Source organism: Streptomyces fuscichromogenes (assembly GCF_014645815.1).
Taxonomy (GTDB): domain Bacteria; phylum Actinomycetota; class Actinomycetes; order Streptomycetales; family Streptomycetaceae; genus Streptomyces; species Streptomyces fuscichromogenes.
In genome coordinates, this window is record NZ_BMML01000009.1 from 120,911 (window position 1) to 144,212 (window position 23,302).

Here is a 23,302-nt window from a genome sequence, read left to right on the forward strand (position 1 = left end):
TTCTTCTAGGGGCGCGGGGAACTGTGCGACAAGCCACGGCGAGCCCGCAGCCGCCGTCGACCGGTCGCGGCACCCCCTTCGGCACTCCCGCGCCGCCACGCGGTGCGTCAGCGGGTGTGCGGGGTCGTCCGCGGGCGGTCGGTGAAGAGCTGCGCCTGCCGCTCATCCGGCAGGTTGCCCAGCGCGATCAGGTGCGGTGCCTGGGCGAACCCGCGGTCCCGTGCCGCCTCCTTCGCCGCCCACAGCGCCCGTACGCTCCCCTGCACCCCCTCCGTCGGATACCCGGCGATCACGGTCGCGCAGCGCACCGCCGCCTCCAGCGCCCGCCCGGCGCCGGTCACCTCCGACACCAGCCCCACCTCGTACGCCCTGCGCGCCCCCAACCGCTCCGCGTTGCCCATGAGCACCGTCCGGGCCACCTCCCCGTACGGCATCCGCTGCGCCAGCAGCACGGACTCGTAGGCGCTGACCATGCCGTAGGAGGTGTGCGGGTCGAAGAACGTGGCGGTCTCGTCGGCGATCACGAAGTCCGCCTCGCCGAGGAGATAGAAGGCACCCCCGCAGGCCATCCCGGCCACCGCGGCGATCACCGGCTTCCACAGGTCGTTCGTCTTGGGGCCGATCGCGATCAGCGGATCGTCCTGGCTGTACGGCGAGGACGGCTGCGGCACGACGGCGTCCCGGTCCAGCCCGGTGCTGAAGGCGCGCCCGCCGGCCCCGGTGAGGACGACGGCCCGTACCGCGTCGTCGAAGCGCAACGCCCGCCAGGTGGCGGAGAGTTCGGCGGCGAGGGCGAGGTCGACGGCGTTCAGCCGCTCGGGCCGGTCGAGGGTGACGACCGCGACCCCGGTCTCCTTGTCGGTGCTCAGGCGCAGGGTCACGGCCGCTCCAGGACCCACTGCGGGACACCGTCCGCGAACACCGCCTGCACCCGGGCGCCGATCCGGACCCGGTCCGGGGGCAGCGAGTCGAGGGGCGCCCCCGCCTCGCTCACCACGTTCCCCGCCATCCGCACCCGGGGCGCGTCGTCCAGCTCCACCACCACGACGTTGTACGGCGCCTGCGCCGCGTACTCGGGCAGCAGCGGCGGGTGCGGGACGACGTACGACCAGATGCGGCCGCGCCCGCTGGTCGGCCGCCACTCGCTCGCGAAGGACTGGCAGTGCGGGCAGCAGGGCCGGGGCGGGAAGCGGGGTTCGTGGCAGTCGGCGCAGGTCTGGACGCGGAGTTCGCCGCGGGCCGCGTACTCCCAGAAGGGGGCACCGTCGGTGTCGATGGCCGGTCGCAGCATCTCAGCTCCTGTTCGTGAGGAGGAGGGCGGAGGTCGGCACGCCCTCGCCGGCGGTGACCAGGCAGGTGGCGGCGCCGGGGACCTGGGCGGTGCTGGTGCCGCGCAGCTGCTTGACGCCCTCGGTGATGAGGTTGAAGCCGTGCACGTAGGCCTCGCTCAGCCCGCCGCCCGCGGTGTTCACGGGCAGCCGCCCGCCGATCTCCAGGGCGCCCCCCTCCGTGAACGCCCCGCCCTCCCCCCGTCCGCAGAAGCCGTAGCCCTCCAGGGAGAGCGGGATCAGCGCGGTGAAGGCGTCGTAGATCTGGGCGACGTCCACGTCCTCCGGGGTGAGGTCGGCGTGCTTCCACAGGTGCCGGGCGGCGGTCCAGGCGGGGCCGGTGAGGGGGTCGTCGTTCCAGTAGTTGACCATGCCGTGGTGCTGGGCGGGGAGGCCCTGGGCGGCGGAGTGGATGTGGACGGGCCGCCGCCGGCAGTCCCGGGCCCGCTCGCTGCTGACCACGACACACGCCAACGCGCCGTCCGTCTCCAGGCAGTTGTCGAAGAGGCAGAGGGGCTCGCTGATCCACCGGGAGGTCATGTACATCTCGCGGGTGAGGGGCCGGTCGTACATCACGGCGGCGGGATTCTGGTTGGCCCGGTTGCGGCAGGCGAGGGCGACGTTGAACAGGTGGTCCCTGGTGGCGCCGTACTCGTGCATGTAGCGACGCGTGAGCATGGCTATCTCGTCCGCGGGCCGGAGCAGGCCGAAGGGGCGGGTCCACTGGGCGGGGGTCGGGAGCTGGACGGTGGTGTTGGTCCAGGGGCGGGGGCCGCTGCCGCGCTTGCGGGACCGCCAGGCGACCCCGACCGTGGCCTGCCCGCTCGCTATCGCCGTGGCCAGGTGCGCGACCGTGGCACAGGAGCCGCCGCCCCCGTACCCCACCTTGCTGAAGAAGGTCAGGTCGCCGAAGCCGACCGCCTTCGCCAGCTCCACCTCGTCCGTCTCCTCCATGGTGAAGGAGGCCAGGGCGTCGACCTCGCCGGGCGCGATGCCGGCGTCGTCGAGGGCGGCGAGGACGGCCCGGCAGGCGAGGGTCCGCTCGTCCTCGTCCAGCCGTTTGGCGAAGGGGGTCTGCCCGATCCCGACGATGGCGGTGGCGTCCTTGATGCCCCTGAGACCGGCCATGTGCCCGTACCTCCACGGCTGTCGCTGATTGCTGACAGGTCGTCAGGCTACAGCTAATCTGACGGTCAGTCAGCTATGCGTCCGGGGAGGCCGGTTGTGCGCGGTGACAGGGAGTGGGGGACCGTTCCGGGACTGGTGCGGTCGGCGGCGGAGCGGTACCCGGACGTGGAGGCGGTGGTGGACGGCCGGACCCGGATCACGTACGCCGAACTGGGCGCCCGGGTGGAACGGGCGGCGGCCGCGTGCATCGCCTCCGGCGTCAGGACCGGCGACCGGGTGGGGATCTGGGCGCCGAACTCCCTGGAGTGGATCGTCGCAGCGCTGGGCGCGGTGTCGGCGGGCGGGGTGCTGGTCCCGCTGAACACCCGCTTCAAGGGGACCGAGGCGGCGGACGTGCTGCGCAGGAGCGGGGCCCGGCTGCTGTTCGTGACGGGGACGTTCCTGGGGACGTCGTACGTGGCGTCGCTGCGCAGGGCGGCGGGGGAGCGGCAGGGGGACGGGGACACCCCGGGCCCGCTGCCGGGACTGCCGGCCCTGCGGGACGTGGTGGTGCTGTCCGAGGACGCGCCGGTGGACTTCCGCACCTGGAAGGACTTCCTGGCGGGCGGTGAGGGGGTGGCGGCCGGCGAGGTCGCGGCCCGCTCGGACGAACTGGACGGCACCTGCCTCTCCGACATCATCTTCACGTCCGGTACCACGGGCCGTCCGAAGGGCGCGATGATCACCCATGCGCAGACCCTGCGGGCGTACGAGATCTGGGCGGACCTGGCGGGCCTGCGCACCGGCGACCGCTACCTGATCGTCAACCCGTTCTTCCACACCTTCGGCTACAAGGCCGGGGTGATCGCGTGCCTGATGCGCGGGGCGACGATGATCCCGCAGCCGGTGTTCAACGTGGCGACGGCTCTCGCGAACATCGCGTCGGAACGGGTGTCGGTGCTGCCCGGCCCCCCGACCCTGCACCAGTCCCTCCTCGACCATCCCGCCCGCGACACCCACGACCTCTCCGCGCTGCGCCTGGTGGTGACGGGCGCGGCGGTCGTCCCCCTGCTGCTGGTGGAACGCCTGCGCGGCGAACTCGGCGTCGAGACCGTCCTGACCGCCTACGGCCTCTCCGAGGCGAGCGGGATCGTGTCGATGTGCCGCCGGGGCGACGACCCGACGGTGATCGCGTCGACGTCGGGCCGGGCGATCCCCGGGACCGAGGTGAGAGTGGACGAGACCGGGGAGGTACTGGTCCGCGGCTTCAACGTGATGCGCGGCTACTACGAGGACCCGGCCGCGACCGCCGAGGCCCTGACCGCGGACGGCTGGCTGCGCACGGGTGACATCGGCGTCCTCGACCCGGCCGGCAACCTCCGCATCACCGACCGCCTCAAGGACATGTTCATCGTCGGCGGCTTCAACGCCTACCCGGCGGAGATAGAGCAACTGCTGGGCCTGCACCCCGACGTGGCCGACGTGGCGGTGATCGGGGTACCGGACGCCCGGCTGGGCGAGGTCGGCAAGGCGTTCGTGGTGCGCCGTGCGGGCTCGGTCCTGACCGGGGACGACCTCATCGCCTGGTCCCGCCGCGAGATGGCGAACTACAAGGTGCCCCGCGTGGTGGAGTTCGTGGCGGCACTGCCGCGGAACGCGAGCGGGAAGGTGGTGAAGGGGGAACTGCGGGCCGACGGGCCCAGGCCGTAGCCGCCCGGCCCGCCCCCGGACACGCCTCGGCCGCGACGGCTCCCCCTCCGCGCCGCCGCGGCCGATCCCCGTCTCCGTGGTCCTGTCAGGCGGTCTCGCCCGTGGCGTGGATGTTGTCGGTGTGGACGTCGCTCGTGGCGGCCGCCACCGTCGGCTCGTCCGCCTCGAACGGGTTCCCGGTCTCCAGCGGCTCGCTCGTCGCGTGGATGTTGTCCGTGCTGACGGTCGTCCCGTCCTCGGTGGCCGTAACGTGGACGTTGTCGGTGCTGTTGCTGTTGCTCATGTGCACTGCCTCCCCTGACAGTTCGGTGCCCTGAAATAGACCGCCCGTCCGGCGGCTCCCCCGAAGCCGCCGGACCGGCGTGGTGACCGCTCACCGTAGTCGAACGGCCCAGGTCGTCCCGTCTGCCCCCCGACGCGGCGGAACGACACCACGAGAGTGACGCACGGCGATAAACGAACGATGAACGTCCGGACGCCCCTTTCCGCCCGTCCGGACGGTCCCCGCACTACGCCATCGCGAGCGGCTGCAGGAGGGCACGGACCTGGTCGGCCTCCGGCGCGTCCAGCGCCTCGAACAGGTCCAGCGCCTCGCGCCAGCAGACCTGGGCCCGGCCGGACTGCGCGATGCCGTTCAGCGCCTGCCCGAGGACGACCAGCACGTTGGCCCGCCGCCAGTCACCGCCGATGCCGCGCAGCACGGTCAGCGCCGTCTCGGCGTTGGAGGCGGCCTGCCCCGGATGCCCGGCGGCGAGATCGACCTCGGCCAGCCGGAACAGGGACATGCCCTCCCACAGGCGCTGGCGGCTGTCCCGGAACACCTCCAGCGCCTCCCGCAGCCGGGCGGTCGCCTCGGCGAGCGCCTCGTGCTTGGTCAGGGCCAGGCCGAGGGCGTAGCGGCCGTTGGCGCCCTTGAGGGCGTGCCCCATGGCGTCGTACATCTCCGTGCCCTGCCGGGCCAGCGCCACCGCGCTCTCGGTCCGCCCGGTGGCCAGGTGGATGCGGGAGAGGTTGCACAGGGCGCTCGCCTCGCCGGGACGGTCGTCGCAGGCGCGGAAGTTCTCGATGGCCTGGTTGAGATGGGCCTCGCCGTCGTCGTTGCGGCTCTGGTAGAGCGCGATCACCCCGAGGATGTTGGACGACCAGCAGCTGGCCAGCGGGTCGACGGACGCGGTCGTCAGCTCACGGGCCCGGCCGGCTTCCTCGTTGGCCAGGTCGAACCGGCCGGTGACGCTGTGCGCGTAGGCCAGGGTGATCAGGGCCCGGGCCTCGGCACGCGGGTCCGCGGCCCGGCCCGCCGCCTCGCACAGGGTCGCGGCGACACCGGCGTACTCCTTGGAGTTGGTGCCGGACTCGGCCAGGTCCACGGCGGCCCACAGCACGTCGACGGCCCGCGCGAGGAGTCCCGAGCCCGCCGACTGCCGTACGCAGGCCAGCAGCGACACCGCCTCCGCGTACAGCCAGTCCTGGGCTCGGTGCCGGTCCGCGAAGACCAGCCCCGGCCGCTCGGAGGTGGCCAGGTGGTCGACCAGCCGGTCACCGGGCCGCTCCAGGGCGTAGCCCCCGGCGGCCGTCGCCAGATAGAAGTCCAGCAACCGCGAGAGCGCCGCCTCCCGTTCGCTGGGCGGCCACTCGTCCCGTTCCGCGCAGGCACGCGCGTAGAGCCGGACGAGGTCGTGGTAGCGGTAGCGGCCGGGAGCCGCGGACTCCAGGAGCGAGGTGTCGACGAGGGACTCCAGCAGGTCCTCCGTGTCCTCCGCCGGGAGGGCCAGCATCGCCGCGGCCGCCGCCAGCGAGATGTCCGGCCCGTCCGCCAGTCCCAGCAGCCGGAAGGCGCGCGCCTGGGCCGGGTCCAGGGCGCCGTAGCCCAGTTCGAAGGTGGCCTTCACCGCCAGGTCGCCGGCCTGGAGTTCGTCCAGGCGGCGGCGTTCGTCCGCGAGCTTGGCCGCGAGCACGGAGACCGTCCAGGTGCGGCGGGCGGCGAGACGGGACGCGGCGATCCGGATGGCGAGCGGGAGGAAGCCGCAGGCCGCGACCACGTCCAGGGCGGCCTCGCGCTCGGCGGCCACCCGCTCCGCGCCGACGATCTTCGTGAAGAGGGCGAGGGCCTCCTCGGGGGACATCACGTCCAGGTCCACCAGGTGGGCCCCGGCCAGGTCGACCATCCGGACCCGGGAGGTGACCAGCGCCGCGCAGCCCGCCGTGCCCGGCAGCAGCGGGCGCACCTGGGCCGCGTCCTTCGCGTTGTCGAGGAGGACGAGGACCCGACGGCCGTCGAGGACCGAGCGGTACAGCGCCGAGCGCTCCTCCAGGGAGTCGGGGATGGACGAGTCCGGCGTGCCCAGGGCGCGCAGGAAGGAGCCGAGGACCGTCTCCGGTTCCGCCGCCCGGGGGCCCGCGCCCTGGAGGTCCACGTACAACTGGCCGTCCGGGAAGGCCGACCGGGCCTCGTGCGCCACATGCACCGCGAGCGTCGTCTTGCCCACGCCGCCGATGCCCGCCAGCGCGGATACGGCCATCACCCGGCCCTCGGCCGAGGCCAGCACCTCGCTCAGCTCGCTGACGAAGGCGGAGCGTCCGGTGAAGTCGGGCACCGTGGCAGGGAGTTGGGCCGGGCGGACCGGGACGGCGGCGGGTTCCGCCGCCGGGGCCGAGGGCTCCGCCAGGGCCGGGTCGGCCTGGAGGATCCGCTGTTGCAGGTCCCGCAGGCCCGAGCGCGGGTCGACGCCGAGCTCCTCGGCGAGCAGCCGGCGGGTGTCCGCGTACACCGCGAGGGCCTCCGCCTGGCGGCCGCTGCGGTACAGGGCGAGCATGAGGAGTTCACGCAGGCGTTCCCGGAGCGGATGCGCCGCCGTCAGGGCCGTCAGCTCCGACACCGCCTCCGCGTGGCAGCCCTGCTCCAGGTCCATGTCCAGGCGGGACTCCAGGAGTTGCAGGCGCCACTCCTGGAGCCGGGTGCGCTGTGCGTCGGCGTACGGGCCCGGCACCCCGGCCAGCGGTTCGCCGTCCCACAGCGCGAGGGCCCGGTTCAGCGTGTCCCGGGCCTGCGACAGGTCCCCGGCGCCGCGCGCCTTCTCGGCCGCCGCCGCCAGGTCCTGTGCGGCCGCCAGGTCCAGGGCGCCCTCGCCGAGCCCGCGCACCGCGTACCCGCCGGACTCACTGACCAGGACCCCGGGGTCCAGGATCTTGCGCAGCCGGGACGCGTACGTGCGCACCGCCGCCAGCGCCTGCGACGGCGGCTCGGTACCCCACAGCGCGTCGATCAGCTCGGCCGCGGTCGCGGTCCGGCCCTCGCGCAGCAACAGCGCGGCGAGCAGCGCGCGTTGCTGCGGGGAGCCGGTGTTGAGCGGCTGTTCCTCGCGCCAGGCGCGCACCGGACCGAGCACACTGAAGCGCAGCGCCGCGGCCTCCGCCGAGGAGGGGGCGCGCCGCTGCTCCGGCACCCGTGGTCCACCGTCCATGCCGGTCCCCCTAGACATCCCGATTCACCCCGTCAGTCTGCCTTGTTCGGACGGGTTGCGTCAGCTGGGCGAGACACCGATCACAGGCCGACACACGGTGATCCACATAGTCTTCACACAGCCGCGGCCTCCGCGAGCAGGGCCAGTTCGTGGCGGAACGACTCCGCGAGCAGATCGGCGTCCTCGGCACCGGAGTTGGTGAACACGCTCAGGGTGTGGCCGCGGGCGCAGCCGCCCAGGGCGAAGGTGGCCGTGTCGTCCGGCGGGACCATGGGGACCAGGGTGACCCGGCGCAGCGGGCGGCCCGCCAGGGTGCGGCCGGCCTCGCGCAGGTGGACGTAGGTACAGGCGGCGGGGGCGTAGGCGGGGGCGAAGAGGCGGCCGCGGGCGAGCGCCTGGGCGGGGCCGGGGAGGGCGGTGACGGCCGACTCCAGGAGTTTCTCCGCTCTGCCGAGGGGACGGGTGACGGTCGTGAGCAGGCCGGCACAGGCCCGGAGCCGGGCGGTGGGGTCGGGCAGCGCGACGGGGGCGGGCAGCCGGACGTTGCAGAACGCGTTGCCGAGGAAGTCGCCCCGGTCGGCGGGGCGTTGGTCGACCGGGACGGACAGCCACACCGGACCGGCGGCCTCGGTGGGGCCGGCGGTCAGCAGGCAGGACCGCAGGACTCCGGAAACGGCGGCCAGGAAAACGGTGTTGGTGGTCGCCCCGGGGTGCCGCTGCGCGGCCCGTACGAGTTCCGGGGGCAGACGCAGGACCGCGTACGCCGTCCGCCGCTCGCCCTTGCCGGGGAGCGGCACCGCCAAGCCGGCGGTCAGCAGACCCGGTTGGCCGCCCGGTGCAGGTTTCCGGCGCAGCTCGCCCGGACCGGCCGCCGCGGCGTCGGGGTCCACCGGGGCGCAGCCGTCCAGGAGGGCACGCAGCAGGGTGGTCAGCGACCGGCCGTCGAGCAGGCTGTGGTGCATACGGAAGAGGAGCGTGAACTCGCCGTCCGAGGGACCGCGCAGGAGATGGAGGTTCCAGGGCGGCTCGCCGCCCGGGAACGGACGGTGGAACCAGTCCCGTACGGCGTCCTGGAGGGTCCCCGGGCCGGTGCCGAGCACCTGCCCGGCCGGGTCCTGGCCGGCGGCCGGAGCCGCCCAGCGGTGCCGGCGCGCCCACCCCGACAGCGGCCGCCGCTCGTCCCGCACCAACTGCCGGTCCAGCCGGGACAGCCCGGCCCACCGCTCCCGCACCAGCGTGCGCAGTTCGCCGAGTTGCGGAGGCGACCCCGCGAAGTCCAGCGCGACCCCGGCGTTGGGCGGCGCGAACGGCCAGCGGGCCATGCCCTCCTCCAGGAAGGGCAGATGCGGTGCGGGCATGAGGCGGCTCCTGTCGCGTCGAACGGCGATCCCTGCCCCGCCCAACGCCCGCCCCCGACCTCCGGTCACGTCCACCGCCGTCCACCGGCGTCCACCGGCGTCCACCGGCGTCCAACGGCGTCCAACGGCGTTCACCGACGCCCGGCAACAGCTCCCGCCCCCGGCCACGTCCACCGCCGCCCCCGGGTCACGTCCGCCGGCGGCCTGCGGTCCGACCTGCCGCGGGCCTGCGGCCCGACCCGCCGTCGGCCTGCGCCCCCACCCGCTCGCGGCTCGCGGCTCCCGGCTCGCTGCCCCCCCGGCCGACGCCCACCCACACCCCCCGCGTCAGTCAACCCCACGTCCCGTAAGTCACCACGAAGGGGTTGTCTTCCACCCGTTGCCAGTCGCGTGAGGCGGCCCGGTGTCGTTGTACCGATGCCCGTCTTCCCACACCCACGGTCCCCAAGAACCGACGGGCGCCCCGACGCCGCTCAGGAACAGGAAACGCTCATCGTGCCTGGCACCAGCCCCGCCGCCCCCGCCTCCGCGCCCCCGCACCGCCGTGCGGACCCGGCGCACATCGCCGTGGTGAACCTGCCGATGCAGGGGCATGTGAACCCGACCCTGGCAGTGGTGGAGGAGCTGGTGCGCCGGGGCCACCGGGTCACGTACGCCATCACCGAGGACTTCACGCACGTGGTGAAGGCGGCCGGCGCCGACCCCGTCGTCTACCCGGTGCACAGCGACGGCTCGGACGCGCCCGAGCGCCTCGCGGAGGGCTTCGCCCGCGCCGTCCACGCATCCCTCGGCTCGCTCCCCGCACTGACCAGGGCGTACCGGCACGACCGCCCCGACCTGGTGCTCTACGACGTCTACGGCTTCGCGGGCCTGCTGCTGGGTGCCCGGTGGGGCGTGCCCACGGTGCTGTGCTCGCCCACGCACCTGGCCTACGACGGCCTGTTCCCCGAGTTCTTCGACGGCGCCGCCGGTCTCGCCGAACTCCCCGGGTACGACGCTCTCGCCGCCGCCTTCACCGAGGCCGGCCTCGACCCCGCCCGCATCCACGAGGTCGAGCGGCCCGAGCGGGCGATCGCCTTTCTGCCCCGCGTCTTCCAGCGCCGGGCCGACACGGTCACGGCCGGCCGGGTCGCCTACGTCGGCCCGGCCCTCGGCGACCGCTCCTACCAGGGGTCCTGGCAGCCGCCCCGCCCCGACGTGCCGGTACTGCTCGTCTCCCTGGGCTCCCAGTTCACCCGGCGCCCGGAGTTCTACCGGGTGTGCGTCGAGGCCTTCGGCGACCTCCCGCTGCACGTCGTGATGGCCGTCGGCCCGGACGTCACCCCGGAGCTGCTCGGCCCGCTCCCGGCGCACTTCGAGGTGCACGCGCAGGTCCCGCAGCTGGCCGTGCTCGCCCACGCGTCCGTCTTCGTCACCCACGCCGGGATGGGCGGCACGATGGAGGCCGTCCAGCACGGGGTGCCGATGGTGGCGATCCCGCAGATGGCCGAGCAGCGGGTCAACGCCGGCCGGATCGAGGAGCTCGGACTGGGCGTGCACCTGCCGCGCGAGCAGGTCACCGCGGCGACGCTGCGGGAGGCCGTACTGCGGGTCGCCAAGGACCCGGCGGTGCGCGCCGGGGTCACCGCCCTGCGCACGGAGACCCGCCGGTCGGGCGGCGCGCCGGCCGCCGCGGACCTCGTCGAGGACGCGCTCGGAGCGGGCCGGTGAGCCACGCGACCCTGAGGGCCCTGACGGTCCCCGCACCGGCACTGCCGCACCACCACCGTCCGCACCTCTACAGCCGCCCGGTCCGGATGAGCGACCTGGACCCGATGAACCACGTGAACAACGTCCGCCTCCTGGAGATGATCCAGGACGCCCACGTGGACCTCTTCTACCTCCAGCGCGGCCATCCGGGACAGCCCGGTCAGCCCGCTGGCCAGGCCGTTCGGGTCCGGGTCATCTACGCCCGCCACGAACTCGACTACACCGAGGCCCTCGACCTGCGCCCGGAACCGGCCGTCATCAGCACCACCGTGAGCACGGTCCGCCGTTCCTCCTTCGAGCTGACCAGCCGGATCACCCGTGGCGACCAGGTGTTCTGCACCTGCGTGAGCACCTGCGTCGCCTACGACCCCGCCGCCCGCCGCACCCGCAGGCTGGAGGACGACGAGCTGGCCGTGCTGGCGCGGCACGCGACCTGCGACTGCCTCCCGTCCGCCTGACGAACCGTCATCCCGACAGCTGACGGTTCGTCAGATCGGCGCTACCGTGAGCGCCATGGACACCCAGGACGGCACGTTTCCGCTGATCATCTCCGTCGACGACCACACCGTGGAGCCGCCGGACGTCTGGCAGTCCCGCCTCCCGAAGAAGTACCTGGACACCGGGCCCCGCATCGTCCGGGCGCCGCTGAGGGAGATGAGCTTCCTCGGCGGCCGGTTCAAGCCGGTGATGGGGAAGCCGGGGGAGGACGGCCCCATAGGCGACTGGTGGATCTACGAGGACCTGCACCGCCCGCTGACCCGCCTCGACACCGCCGTGGGGTACTCCCGGGACGAGATCAAGCTGGAGGTGATCACGTACGAGCAGATGCGGGCCGGGTCGTACGACGTCCCGCAGCGGCTCGCCGACATGGACGTCAACCACGTCCAGTCCGCGCTCTGCTTCCCGACCTTCCCCCGCTTCTGCGGGCAGACCTTCACCGAGGCCAAGGACCGCGAACTGGCCCTGCTCTGCGTCCGGGCCTACAACGACTGGATGGTGGAGGAGTGGTGCGGCCCGCTGGCCGGGGGCCGTCAGATACCCCTCGCCCTCATCCCCCTGTGGGACGCCGCGCTGGCCGCCGCCGAGGTCCGCCGCAATGCGGCCCGCGGGGTCCGCGCCGTCGCGTTCTCCGAGATACCCCCGCACCTCGGGCTGCCGTCCGTGCACACCGACGACTGGGACCCCTTCCTCGCCGCCTGCGACGAGACCGGCACGGTCGTCGCCATGCACATCGGCTCCAGCAGCAGGATGCCCTCCACCTCCGCCGACGCCCCGCCCGCCGTCGGCTCCACCATCACCTTCGCCAACTGCTGCTTCTCGATGGTCGACTGGCTGATGAGCGGCAAGTTCGAGCGCTTCCCGAACCTCAAGGTGATGTACGCGGAGGGCCAGATCGGCTGGATCCCCTACATCCTGGAGCGCGCCGACGTGGTCTGGGAGGAGAACCGCGCCTGGGGCGGGGTCGCCGACAAGGTCACCCGCCCGCCCTCCGAACTCTTCGCCGGGCATGTCTACGGCTGCTTCTTCGACGACGCCTTCGGCCTGCGCAACCTCGACGCGATCGGCGTCGGCAACGTCCTCTACGAGACCGACTACCCGCACTCCGACTCCACCTGGCCGAAGTCCCGCGAGGTCGGCGAGGACCAGATGGGCCACCTGGCCCCCGACGTGGTGGAGCGGATCGTCCGCGGGAACGCGATCGACCTGCTGGGGCTGACGGCGGACGGCCGGTGGCCCGGAGCCGCCGCGGCGACCGGAGCCGCCGGTTGACGGGCGGGAAATTCCGGCCGGCTTCCAGAGCAACCCCCGTGCCGACGGGACGGTCGTACTGGAGGACGACGTGAGGATCTTGACTCCTTTCGTTGGTAAATGTCCTTTCATCAACGGGAGTTGAGTTCCGCATGAGCAAGCGCAGGCTTCGTCCCCGCCTCGGACTCGTGGCCGCCCTGGCGGTCGCAGGGGCCGTCGTCGGCCCCGTGAGCGCGCACGCGGCCGGTACGCAGTCAGCCGGCGCCCAGAGCGTACGCGCCGACTTCAACGGCGACGGCTACGCGGACCTCGCCGTCGCCGCCTCCTGGGGCAAGGTCGGCGGGCACGCCCGCGCCGGGTACGTGAGCGTCGTGTACGGCTCCCGGAAAGGGCTGGACACCTCGCACCGGCAGGTCATCAGCCAGAACACGGCGGGCATACCCGGCACTGCCGAGACCCAGGACTTCTTCGGCTCCGGCCTCGCCCTCGGCGACCTGGACGGCGACGGATACGCGGACCTGGTCGTCGGTGCGGGCGGTGAGGATGTCGGTGCCGTGCAGAACGCGGGCACGCTGACCGTCGTCTGGGGCGGGAAGAGCGGGCTGTCCGGCGGCAAGGTCGTGGCGACCGGTGTCGCGGGTGACCGGGTCGACCCTTCGCACCCCGCCGTGGGCGACTTCGACGGTGACGGTCACCTCGACGTGGCCATGACGACCCGCCTGCTGAAGGGTCCGTTCACCCGCACCACCGGTGCCGCGCACTCCGGTGGCCTCTCCTTCGACCTGGACTACGCCACCGACGACGTCGCCGCCGGAGACGTCGACCACGACGGCATCACCGACCTGGTCGGACTCGTCCACTACGACGGCGAGGACGGGGAGCCCGAGCTCTACAGCGTGTCCTACCTGCACGGCACCAAGCAGGGTTTCGACGCCCCGGTCATCCTGAAGAAGGCCGACGGCAGCCGGGTCCCCGGCGGCTCCAGCCTGGGCATCGGCGACGTGAACAAGGACGGCTACGCGGACCTCGTCATCGGGCGTCCCCTCGACGGCTCGGGGGAGACCCAGGCCGACCCGGATCGCATCGGTGGCCAGGTCGGCGTCCTGTACGGCTCGGCGGCCGGGCCCGACACCTCCCGTACGACGGTCATCGACCAGAACACGGCCGGTGTGCCCGGCACCTCCGAGTTCGGTGACGGCTTCGGCTGGGGCATCTCCGTAGCCGACGTCAACGGCGACGGCTACGCGGACGTCGCCGCCGGCTCCCCGAACGAGGGCATCGGCAAGGTCGCCTCGGCGGGCGCGGTGACCGTGCTGCGCGGTGGCAAGGGCGGGCTGACCGGCGCCGGTGCCGTCTCCTTCAACCAGAACACCGCAGGTGTCCCCGGTACCGCCGAGCAGAACGACTTCTTCGGCAGCCACACCGCGCTCGTCGACACCAACAACGACGGCCGCGCCGACCTGTACGTCGGCGCCCCCGGCGAGAACACCTTCGACGGCGCCGCCTGGGCCTTCCGTTCCACCGCCGTCGGCCCGACGGCCTCCGGCGCGGTCTCGTTCGGGCCCGTCGCCCTCGGCGCGCCCGTCGCCGACGCCAACTTCGGCGACGACTTCGCCCGCTGACACCCGGCGCGCGACCCCGGTGGCCCCGGCGGACAGGTTTCCGCCGGGGCCGCCCCTTGTCTGACGACACGTCAGCTACGACGATGTGTCCCAGCGGTCGTCATCTGACGCATCGTCAGTCATTGCTGAGGGGGTCATCGTGCCCGTCCCGCCCGGGGAAGGCCTCGCCTACGGGATGCAACTTCCCGTCCAGTCCCAGTCCACCATCTACGCGGAACCCTGGGAGGCCGCCGCCGGCCCGGCGGACCTGGTGGCGCTCGCCCGCGCCGTCGAGCGCGCAGGCTTCGCCTACCTCGCCGTCTGCGACCACGTGGCGATCCCGCGCCGGCTGGCCGAGGCCATGAGCACGGTCTGGTACGACCCGGTGGCCACCCTTGCCCACCTGGCCGCCGTGACCGAACGGGTGCGGCTGCTCAGCCATGTCGCCGTCGTCGGCCTGCGCCACCCCCTGCTGACCGCCAAGCAGTACGCGACCCTCGACCACCTCTCCGGCGGCCGTCTGGTCCTCGGCGTCGGCGCCGGGCACGTGCGGGAGGAGTTCGAGGTGCTGGGGGTGGACTTCGGGCAGCGCGGCGCGGTCCTCGACGAGGCGGTCGACGCGCTGCGGGCGGCGCTCGGCCCGGAGGAGTTCCCCTCCCACCACGGCAAGTTCTACGACTTCGAGGGGCTCGGGCAGCGGCCCCGGCCCGCGCAGGAGCGGGTGCCGGTCTGGGTCGGCGGGTCCTCGCCGGCCGCGGTGCGGCGGGCCGCGCTCAAGGGCGACGGCTGGCTGCCGCAGGGCGACCCGCGCGACCGGCTCCCGGCGCAGATCGCCCGGCTGAGGCGGCTGCGCGAGGAGGCGGGCGTCGAGGAGCCGATCACCGTCGGCGCGATCACCGAACCGCTGTACGTCGGCACCCCGGACTGGGCGGTGGGCCGCCGCACCCTCACCGGTGCCCCGGAGGTCATCGCCGAGTCGCTGCGGGCCTACGGCGACATGGGCGTGCACCAGATCCAGGTGCGGTTCCGCAGCCGGAGCCGGGCCGAACTCATCGACCAGATCGAGGCGTTCGGGGCGGATGTCGCGCCCCGGCTCACCTGAGGAGTGGCATGGGCAAGCTGGACGGGCGGGTCGTCATCGTCACCGGGGCGGCGCGCGGGCAGGGCGAGCAGGAGGCGCGGCTCTTCGTCGCGGAGGGTGCGCGCGTGGTCGTGGCGGATGTGCTGGACGACCTGGGCGAGGCGCTCGCCAAGGAGATCGGGGCGCGCTACGTCCACCTGGACGTGGGGGTGGAGGCGGAGTGGCAGGCCGCGGTCGCCGCCGCGAAGCAGGCGTACGGCCGCCTCGACGGGCTGGTGAACAACGCGGGCATCCTGCGCTTCAACGCGCTCGTGGACACACCCCTGGACGAGTTCATGCAGGTCGTCCAGGTCAACCAGGTGGGCTGCTTCCTGGGCATGAAGACGGTCGCGCCCGAGCTGGACGACGGCGGGACCATCGTCAACACGGCCTCCTACACCGCGCTGACCGGAATGGCGGCGGTCGGCACCTACGCCGCCACCAAGCACGCGGTGCTCGGGCTCACCCGGGTCGCCGCGCTGGAACTCGCCGCCCGGCGGATCCGCGTCAACGCGATCTGCCCCGGCGCCATCGACACCGCGATGTCCAACCCGGCCCGGCTGGACCCGGCCGCCGACCCCGCGGAGATGAGCCGCGCACTGGACGAGCTGTACCGCAAGCTCGTGCCGCTGGGCCGGATCGGGCGGGCGGAGGAGGTGGCGAAGCTGGCGCTCTTCCTGACCTCGGACGACTCGTCGTACATCACCGGGCAGCCGTTCGTGATCGACGGGGGCTGGCTGGCGGGGGTCAGTGTCATCTGACGGTCCGTCATCTATTGACGTTTCTGACGCAACGTCAGAAAGTCGTAGCACTCATAGCGACCACAGGGACCACCTGAACTTGGGACGGTGAACCGCCTTGGAATTCGGGCTCTTTGTACAGGGATATGTCGGCAAGCGAGCCGAGACCGACCCGCTGGCCGAGCACAAGGCACTGATGGAGGAGACCGAGTACGTCATCCAGGCGGACCAGTCCGGCTTCAAGTACGCCTGGGCCTCCGAGCACCACTTCCTCGACGAGTACTCCCACCTGTCGGCCAACGACGTGTACCTGGGCTACCTGGCCCACGCCACCGAACGGATCCACCTCGGCTCCGGGATCTTCAACCCGCTCGCCCAGGTCAACCACCCCGTGAAGGTGGCCGAGAAGGTCGCCATGCTCGACCATCTCACCGGCAACCGCTTCGAGTTCGGCAGCGGACGCGGCGCCGGCTCCCACGAGATCCTCGGGTTCATCCCTGGTGTGACCGACATGAACTACACCAAGGAGATCTGGGAGGAGACCATCGCCGAGTTCCCCAAGATGTGGCTCCAGGACGAGTACGTCGGCTTCCAGGGCAAGCACTGGCAGCTGCCGCCGCGCAAGGTGCTGCCCAAGCCGTACGGCAAGTCGCACCCCGCGATGTGGTACGCGGCCGGGTCGCCGCCGTCGTACGCCATGGCCGCGAAGAAGGGGCTCGGGGTGCTCGGGTTCAGCATCCAGAAGGTCTCCGACATGGAGTGGGTGCTGGAGCAGTACAAGACGGCGATCGTGAACGCCGAGCCGGTCGGGGACTTCGTCAACGACAACGTGATGGTGACGACGACGGCGATCTGCGCGCCGACGCACGACGAGGCGATCCGGATCGCGGCGAGCGGCGGGCTGCACTACCTGCCCTCCCTGGTGTTCCGGTACCACGACACGTTCCCGCGGCCCGAGGGCTTCCCGGAGTGGCCGGAGACGCTGCCGGAGTACACGCCCGAGTTCGTCGAACTCCTCGTCGAGGAGGAGCTGCTGATCTGCGGCGATCCGGACGAGGTGCTGCGGCAGTGCAAGCGGTGGGAGCAGGCGGGCGCCGACCAGCTGAGCTTCGGGCTGCCGGTGGGGGTGCCGAAGGAGGAGACACTGCAGACGATCCGGCTGATCGGGGAGCACGTGATTCCGAAGATCGACACGGATCCCGTCCACCGGACGACGCGGTTCCGGGAAGCCGCCTGAGGCCGTACGGCGGCTGCGGGCGCGTGGGGGCTGGTCGCGCAGTTCCCCGCGCCCCTTCAGGTGGGACGAGTCCCCTCAGCTGAAAAGGGAGCCCCATGCTTGATCACGTCATCAAGGCCGCGACCGTCGTGGACGGGACGGGCGCGCCCGCCTTCACCGCCGACGTCGGCATCCGTGACGGTCGTATCGCCGTCGTCGGTGCCGTCACCGAGGAGTCCCGGACCAGTGAGGACGCCACGGGGCTCGTCCTCGCTCCGGGGTTCGTCGATCCGCACACGCACTACGACGCCCAGCTCTTCTGGGACCCGTACGCGGTCCCTTCGTTGAACCACGGCGTCACGACCGTCGCCGCCGGGAACTGCGGGTTCACCCTCGCCCCGCTCAACCCGTCCCGTCCCGACGACGCCGACTACACCCGCCGCATGATGTCCAAGGTCGAGGGCATGTCCCTGGTCGCCCTGGAGGAGGGGGCGCCCTGGAGCTGGAACTCCTTCGGGGAGTACCTGGACGCGCTCGAAGGGCGGATCGCCGTCAACGCCGGGTTCATGGTGGGGCACTGTGCGCTGCGCCGGTACGTGATGGGACCGGACGCGATCGGCGGGCAGCCCACCGAGGAACAACTCGCCGAGATCGTGCGGTTGTTGCACGAGGCCATGGACGCGGGAGCCTGGGGCTTCTCCACCACCCAGTCCAGCACCCACTCCGACGGGGACGGGCAGCCGGTGGCGTCGCGGCACGCGCTCCCCGCCGAACTGCTGGCCCTCTCGAAGGCCGTCGGGGAGCACGAGGGGACACAGATCGAGGCGATCGTCGCCGGGTGCCTCGACCAGTTCAGCGACGCCGAGATCGAGCTGTTCGCCGAGATGAGCGCGGTGGCCGGGCGGCCGCTGAACTGGAACGTGCTGACCGTGGACGCCGCCGTGCCCGAGCGGGTGCCCCGGCAGCTCCAGGCCAGTGAACGGGCCCGGAAGGCGGGCGGCAGGGTCGTCGCGCTGACCATGCCGATCCTCACGCCCATGAACATGTCGCTGGGGACCTTCTGCGCGCTGAACCTGATCCCCGGGTGGGGGCCGATCCTCGGGCTGCCGGTTCCGGAGCGGATCGAGAAGCTGCGCGATCCCGGGGTACGCGCCGAGATGCTGGAGCGCGCCCACTCCAAGGAGGCCGGGGTCTTCCGGCGGCTGGCGAACTTCGGGCGGTATGTCATCGGGGACACGTACAGCGAGGCGAACGCCGGGCTGTCGGGCCGGGTGGTGCGTGACATAGCGCAGGAGCGCGGCCAGGACCCCTTCCACACCCTCGTCGAGATCTGCGCCGCCGACGGCCTCCGTACCGTCCTGTGGCCCATGCCCACCGACAACGACCCCGCCTCCTGGGCGCTGCGCGCCGAGACCTGGCAGCACGAGGACGTGCTGCTCGGCGGGTCCGACGCGGGGGCGCACCTGGACCGCATGTGCGGGGCGCCGTACACCACCCGCTTCATCGGTGACTGTCTGCGCGGCCGGAAGCTGCTCGGCCTCGAACAGGCCGTGAAGATGCTCACCGACGATCCCGCCCGGCTCTTCGGGCTGCGGGAGCGGGGGCGGATCGCGGAGGGCTGGCACGCGGACCTGGTGCTCTTCGATCCGGAGCGGATCGCCGCCGGCCAGGCCACCCTGGTGCACGACCTGCCGGGAGACAGTCCGCGCCTGGACGCGAAGGCGATCGGGGTGCGCGCGGTCTGGGTGAACGGCGTCGAGGCCATCCGGGACGACGTGGTCAGCGGTGCGGTACCGGGCAGGGTGCTGCGGTCCGGGCGGGACACCAGGACGGTGAGCACCCGGTGAGTGCGACGGCGGACGGGCAGCGGCTGTTCGTCGGGGGCCGGTGGACGGACCCCGACGGCGGGCACTACGAGGTCGTCGACCCGGCGACCGAGGAGACCGTGGGCTGGGCGCCGGAAGCGTCCCGGGAACAGGTCCGGGCGGCCTGTGCGGCCGCCCGGCAGGCCCTCGACGGCTGGTCGCGGACGCCGGCGGCGGAGCGGGCGGCGGTGCTCGGCCGGGCCGCCGACATCATCCGCGGGCAGCTGGGCGCGTACGCCGACCTCGCCCGTGCCGAGACCGGCGCGACCACCGGGACCGCCCGCGCGATGCAGGTGGGGGTGGCCGTGGCCCGGTTCCGCCGCTACGCCACCGTCGAGCCGGCGGAGTGGGCGATCCCGCCGCAGATCAACGAGGCCGGGCCGATGGGCAGGGCCGGTGTGATGGGCGCGCTGGCCGTGCGCCAGCCGGTCGGCGTGGTCGCCTGCATCACGTCGTACAACAACCCGTGGGCCAATCCGGCGGGCAAGGTCGCGCCGGCGCTGGCGATGGGCAACACGGTGGTCGTGAAGCCCGCCCCGCAGGACCCCCTCTCCGTCTACCGGATGGCGGCGGCGCTGGAGGCGGCCGGGGCCCCGGCCGGGGTCGTGAACGTCGTCTCCGGACAGGACGTGGGCGTCGGCGAGGCCGTCGTCGCCTCACCCGACGTCGACATGGTGAGCTTCACCGGGTCCACGGCCGTCGGGCAGCGCATCGCCGAGGTGTGCGGGCGGGACATGAAACGCCAGTTGATGGAGCTGGGCGGCAAGGGCGCGGCGGTCGTCTTCGAGGACGCGGACGTCGGCTCGGCGGTGGCCGGGATCGGCACGACCTTCTCCTTCTACAGCGGGCAGATCTGCACGGCGCCCACCCGGGTGCTGGTGCAGCGCGGGCTCTACGACCGCCTCGTCGAACAACTGGCGTCCTATGCGGGCCGGTTGAAGGTCGGCGACCCCGCGGACCCCGGCACGGTGGTCGGGCCGTTGATCACCGCGGAGCACCGGGCGCGCGTCGAGTCGTACGTCGAACTGGGCCGCAAGGAGGGCGCGACGGTGGTGACGGGCGGTGAACGCCCGGCGCTGGAGCGGGGGTTCTACGTCCCCCCGACTCTGCTCGCCGACTGCACCAACGACATGCGGGTGGCCCGCGAGGAGATCTTCGGCCCGGTCGTCTCCGTCGTCCCCTTCGACGACGAGGAGGAGGGCATCGCCCTCGCCAACGACTCCGACTTCGGCCTCATCGACTACGTCTGGTCCGGGGACGTGGCACGGGCGTTCCGGGTGGCCCGGCGGCTGCGGGCGGGCGGCGTCGGCATCAACACGGTCGGCCGGAACATGGAGGCACCGTTCGGCGGGTTCAAGAAGAGCGGGGTGGGGCGGGACGTCGGCTCGTACGCGCTGCACGCCTACAGCGAGGTGCAGGCGATCGTCTGGCCCGGGTGACCCTCCCAACTGCCCTGTTCCGTATGCCCATTGAGGCACACATGGGCAGACGCGGGGCAGATACGGAGCAGACCTGGGGCAACCGCCCCCATGGGCGGCGGTGCATCCGTAGCGTCGGGGTACAGGGCGTGCGGCCGGTTTTCCGATTCCCGGCCCGCCCTTCCCTGAACCTGTACGGAAAACGCCCGGAGAGCACCCGATGAAGCACACCAAGAGAATCCTGCTCACCACCGTCGCCCTCGCCGCCGCGGCCGCCGGCACCCTGCTGGCCGCCTCCGTCGGCAACGCCGCGGTCCCGGAGGCCGCGCCCCGCCTACCCGTCGTCAAGGCCCCCGCCGCGCTCGCGGTGCCCGACGGCAACACGCTGTCCGGGGTCTTCACCGGCCGGGGTACGCAGACCTACGCCTGTACCGACGGCGCCTGGAAGCTCCTGGAGCCCGCGGCCGTCCTCACCGACCGGAGGGACCGCCCGGTCGCCCTGCACTCCCGCGGCCCGGTGTGGGTGTCCACGGTGGACGGCAGCGCGGTCAACGCGTCCGCGGTCGCCACGTCCCCCAAGGACGGCACCATCCCCGAACTGCTCCTGAAGGCCACGGCCACCCGTGGCACCGGGGTGTTCGGGGACGTCACCTACATCCAGCGCCTCGGCACGACGGGCGGCGTGGCCCCGGCCGGCACCTGCACCGGCACCGACCAGGTGGGCGTGCGCTACACGGCGACGTACGCGTTCTACAAGGCGAGCTGACCCTGGTGTCCCGTCCTGATCGGCCGGTCGTCCCGCTGATCCGGACGGGACCGCCCGGTGGCCGACGGGCTCAGGCGCGGAAGTAGTGCCCCTTCTCCAGGTCCGCCAGGAGTCCCGGCCGCAGCGGGCGCCAGTCGAGGAGCTCGCGGGTGAGGGCGCTGGACGCGGGGAGGTCCTGGCCGATGAGGCCGGCCAGCCAGGTGAAGTGGGCCGGGGCGTCCTCGGGGGCGACCGGGGCCGCCGGGACGTCCAGGTGGCGGCCTATCACCTCCGCCACGGCGCGGATCTCGACGCCCTCGTCGGCGACGCCGTGCAGGACGGTTCCGGCCGGCGCCCGCTCCACCGCCAGCCGGAACAGCCGTGCCGCGTCGAGGCGGTGGACGGCGGGCCAGCGGTTGGTGCCGTCACCGAGGTAGCCGGAGACGCCCTTGGCACGGGCGAGGGCGACGAGGGCCGCCATGAACCCGGCGTCCCCGTCGCCGTGGCAGGTCGGCGACAGCCGTACCACCGACGAGCGCACGCCCCGCGCGGCCGCGTCCAGCAGCGCGGCGGCGGTGGCGGCGCGGTCGGACAAGGCCGATCCGTCGGTCGACGGCATGTCCCGCTCGGTCGTGGTGTGCCCCGGCCGGAAGCCCATGAACCCGCCGGCGACGACCAGCGGCCGCCCGCTGCCCGCGAGCGCGTCGACGAGGGTGTCGACGGCCAGGCGGTCGGCCCGCGCGGCGCCCGCGAAGTCGCCGGAGAAGGCGATGTCGTGCTTGAAGGCGAGATGGACCACGCCGTCCGACGCGGCGGCGGCCGTACCGAGGACGTCGAGGTCGTCGATCGTGCCCCGGACCACACCGGCTCCGGCGCCGGAGACCGCGGCCGCGCCGGCGTCGGAGCGGGCGAGGCCGGTGACCTCGTGCCCCGCTTCGAGGAGATCGGGGACGAGGGCGGAACCGAGCCAGCCGGAAGCGCCGGTGACGAAGATGCGCATGGGAGTACCTCAGACCACGAGTGAGCCGAATTCCCGGCGGATGCCGTCGGGCGACATCAAGTGATGTCAGTGACTGTCGTCATCGACGCTAGCACTGATGTCAGGGACTGTCATCGCGTAGGATCCGACCATGGGCAGATGGGAGCCGAACACCCGGGAGCGCCTGGCGCGGGCGGCGCTGGAACTGTTCGGCGAGCGCGGCTACGAACAGACCACGGTGGCGGAGATCGCGCGGCGGGCCGGGCTCACCGAGCGCACCTACTTCCGGCACTACGCCGACAAGCGCGAGGTGCTGTTCGGCGGTGCGGAGGCGCTGCGGGAGGCGTTCACGAGGGCGGTTGCCGAGGCGCCCGCGTCCGCCGCGCCGATCGACGTCATGGCGGCCGGGCTGGTGGCGATCGCGGCGGTGTTCCCGGAGCGCGGGACCGCCCGGCAGCGGCATTCCGTCGTCGGCTCGCATCCGGAACTCCTGGAACGCGAACTGATCAAACGCGCCACGCTCGCCGCGGCCGTGACGGAGGCCCTGCGGGCCCGGGGCGTCCCGGACCACGCCGCCGCCCTCGCCGCGGAGGCCGGGATGGCCGTCTTCAAGGTCGGCTACGAGCGCTGGATCGCCCCCGCCGAACAGCGCGAACTGCCCGACCTGCTCCGGGAGTCACTGAGCGAACTCAAGGCGGTCACGGCGGGCGGCTAGTCGTCGAGGTCGACCCGGATCGTCAGCAGCCGTGTGCCCAGTGCCTTGACCGCCGCGCTGTTTCCCCTGGGCAGGGTGCGCAGCCGGGCGGCCGGGTCGTCGTCGGGCAGCAGGTGGGCGGTGCCGTGGTGCCACCGCCCGCCGATCCGTACCCGGACCCGCGGATCGGCCTGGATGTTCCGTACGTACTGGGACTTCGTCCCGAACTCCGAGACCAGCCAGAAGCTGTCCCCGACCCGCCGCCCGCCCAGCGGGGTGCGCCGGGGCTCGCCGGAGACCCGGCCGGTGGTCTCCAGCAGGGTCTGGAAGGGCAGCAGCCGGGTCAAGGGGTTGGCGATGTGCCGCTGGAAGGCGGTGGTGGCACGGAATCTGCGGTCGGACATGTTTCCTCGGCTCTCTCTTCTGCCGTCCTTCGGCACCGGGGTCCACTTCAATGTCTCT

General features: G+C 72.9%; 20 protein-coding genes. 12 read left to right on the forward strand and 8 right to left on the reverse strand.

Going from position 1 to position 23,302, the window contains the following annotated elements; genetic code table 11:
• Nucleotides 1–107: 107 nt before the first annotated feature.
• From IEZ11_RS21005 to IEZ11_RS21015, 3 genes are read right to left on the reverse strand one after another with little or no spacing between them, the layout of a single operon-like run.
• Nucleotides 108–881 carry an enoyl-CoA hydratase/isomerase family protein gene (locus IEZ11_RS21005; protein WP_189264356.1) on the reverse strand — a complete coding sequence of 258 codons (774 nt, stop codon included), beginning with the start codon at nt 879–881 and terminating at the stop codon, nt 108–110.
• Nucleotides 878–1,291: a Zn-ribbon domain-containing OB-fold protein gene (locus tag IEZ11_RS21010; RefSeq protein WP_189264357.1), complete on the reverse strand. Its 414-nt coding sequence runs from the start codon at nt 1,289–1,291 to the stop codon at nt 878–880. Before IEZ11_RS21010 ends, IEZ11_RS21005 begins: the two co-directional genes overlap by 4 nt.
• Before the next feature lies 1 nt (nt 1,292).
• Complete coding sequence (locus IEZ11_RS21015) at nt 1,293–2,456, reverse strand: lipid-transfer protein (RefSeq protein ID WP_189264358.1); 1,164 nt, start codon at nt 2,454–2,456, stop codon at nt 1,293–1,295.
• Between the two features lie 96 nt (nt 2,457–2,552).
• On the opposite strand from IEZ11_RS21015, the gene IEZ11_RS21020 reads away from it, so the two are divergent.
• The gene (locus IEZ11_RS21020; protein ID WP_229713239.1) at nt 2,553–4,145 is read left to right on the forward strand and encodes a FadD3 family acyl-CoA ligase; all 1,593 of its coding nucleotides are present in this window, start codon (nt 2,553–2,555) and stop codon (nt 4,143–4,145) included.
• A gap of 85 nt (nt 4,146–4,230) precedes the next feature.
• On the opposite strand, the gene IEZ11_RS21025 is transcribed toward IEZ11_RS21020, so the two are convergent.
• The 3 genes from IEZ11_RS21025 to IEZ11_RS21035 form a co-directional block, all read right to left on the reverse strand.
• Nucleotides 4,231–4,428: a hypothetical protein gene (locus IEZ11_RS21025; RefSeq protein ID WP_189264360.1), complete on the reverse strand. Its 198-nt coding sequence runs from the start codon at nt 4,426–4,428 to the stop codon at nt 4,231–4,233.
• Between the two features lie 226 nt (nt 4,429–4,654).
• Nucleotides 4,655–7,606, reverse strand: coding sequence for an SARP-family global regulator AfsR (gene afsR, locus IEZ11_RS21030; RefSeq protein WP_189264361.1), 2,952 nt, complete (start codon nt 7,604–7,606; stop codon nt 4,655–4,657).
• Between the two features lie 113 nt (nt 7,607–7,719).
• Complete coding sequence (locus IEZ11_RS21035) at nt 7,720–8,964, reverse strand: wax ester/triacylglycerol synthase domain-containing protein (RefSeq protein ID WP_189264362.1); 1,245 nt, start codon at nt 8,962–8,964, stop codon at nt 7,720–7,722.
• 495 nt (nt 8,965–9,459) lie between these two features.
• Here IEZ11_RS21035 and IEZ11_RS21040 point away from each other — a divergent pair, with 495 nt between their 5' ends.
• The 10 genes from IEZ11_RS21040 (at nt 9,460) to IEZ11_RS21085 (ending at nt 21,188) form a co-directional block, all read left to right on the forward strand.
• Nucleotides 9,460–10,674 carry a macrolide family glycosyltransferase gene (locus tag IEZ11_RS21040; protein WP_229713240.1) on the forward strand — a complete coding sequence of 405 codons (1,215 nt, stop codon included), beginning with the start codon at nt 9,460–9,462 and terminating at the stop codon, nt 10,672–10,674.
• On the forward strand, nt 10,671–11,171 hold the full coding sequence (locus IEZ11_RS21045) for an acyl-CoA thioesterase (RefSeq protein ID WP_189264364.1): 501 nt from the start codon (nt 10,671–10,673) through the stop codon (nt 11,169–11,171). Before IEZ11_RS21040 ends, IEZ11_RS21045 begins: the two co-directional genes overlap by 4 nt.
• Nucleotides 11,172–11,226: 55 nt before the next feature.
• Nucleotides 11,227–12,483, forward strand: a complete 1,257-nt coding sequence (locus IEZ11_RS21050) for an amidohydrolase family protein (RefSeq protein ID WP_189264365.1) — start codon at nt 11,227–11,229, stop codon at nt 12,481–12,483.
• A 131-nt stretch (nt 12,484–12,614) separates the two neighbouring features.
• Nucleotides 12,615–14,084: an FG-GAP-like repeat-containing protein gene (locus IEZ11_RS21055; RefSeq protein WP_189264366.1), complete on the forward strand. Its 1,470-nt coding sequence runs from the start codon at nt 12,615–12,617 to the stop codon at nt 14,082–14,084.
• A gap of 175 nt (nt 14,085–14,259) precedes the next feature.
• A complete protein-coding gene (locus IEZ11_RS21060) occupies nt 14,260–15,165 on the forward strand; it encodes an LLM class F420-dependent oxidoreductase (RefSeq protein ID WP_189264586.1) in 906 nt (301 codons plus the stop codon).
• A gap of 8 nt (nt 15,166–15,173) precedes the next feature.
• A complete protein-coding gene (locus tag IEZ11_RS21065) occupies nt 15,174–15,944 on the forward strand; it encodes an SDR family NAD(P)-dependent oxidoreductase (protein ID WP_189264367.1) in 771 nt (256 codons plus the stop codon).
• A 97-nt stretch (nt 15,945–16,041) separates the two neighbouring features.
• A complete protein-coding gene (locus tag IEZ11_RS21070) occupies nt 16,042–17,160 on the forward strand; it encodes an LLM class flavin-dependent oxidoreductase (protein WP_189264368.1) in 1,119 nt (372 codons plus the stop codon).
• 95 nt (nt 17,161–17,255) lie between these two features.
• The gene (locus IEZ11_RS21075) at nt 17,256–18,986 is read left to right on the forward strand and encodes an N-acyl-D-amino-acid deacylase family protein (protein WP_189264369.1); all 1,731 of its coding nucleotides are present in this window, start codon (nt 17,256–17,258) and stop codon (nt 18,984–18,986) included.
• Nucleotides 18,983–20,443: an aldehyde dehydrogenase family protein gene (locus tag IEZ11_RS21080; RefSeq protein ID WP_189264370.1), complete on the forward strand. Its 1,461-nt coding sequence runs from the start codon at nt 18,983–18,985 to the stop codon at nt 20,441–20,443. The genes IEZ11_RS21075 and IEZ11_RS21080 overlap by 4 nt, the downstream gene beginning before the upstream one ends.
• Before the next feature lie 199 nt (nt 20,444–20,642).
• Complete coding sequence (locus IEZ11_RS21085; RefSeq protein ID WP_189264371.1) at nt 20,643–21,188, forward strand: DUF3455 domain-containing protein; 546 nt, start codon at nt 20,643–20,645, stop codon at nt 21,186–21,188.
• Between the two features lie 70 nt (nt 21,189–21,258).
• Here IEZ11_RS21085 and IEZ11_RS21090 read toward each other — a convergent pair whose 3' ends face one another.
• A complete protein-coding gene (locus tag IEZ11_RS21090) occupies nt 21,259–22,167 on the reverse strand; it encodes an SDR family oxidoreductase (protein ID WP_189264372.1) in 909 nt (302 codons plus the stop codon).
• A 130-nt stretch (nt 22,168–22,297) separates the two neighbouring features.
• Here IEZ11_RS21090 and IEZ11_RS21095 point away from each other — a divergent pair, with 130 nt between their 5' ends.
• Entirely contained in the window at nt 22,298–22,861 is a 564-nt protein-coding gene (locus tag IEZ11_RS21095; protein ID WP_189264373.1) for a TetR/AcrR family transcriptional regulator, read from the forward strand.
• Here the strand turns inward: IEZ11_RS21095 and IEZ11_RS21100 are convergent.
• A complete protein-coding gene (locus IEZ11_RS21100) occupies nt 22,858–23,244 on the reverse strand; it encodes a nitroreductase family deazaflavin-dependent oxidoreductase (RefSeq protein WP_189264374.1) in 387 nt (128 codons plus the stop codon). The genes IEZ11_RS21095 and IEZ11_RS21100 overlap by 4 nt on opposite strands.
• Nucleotides 23,245–23,302: the final 58 nt, after the last annotated feature.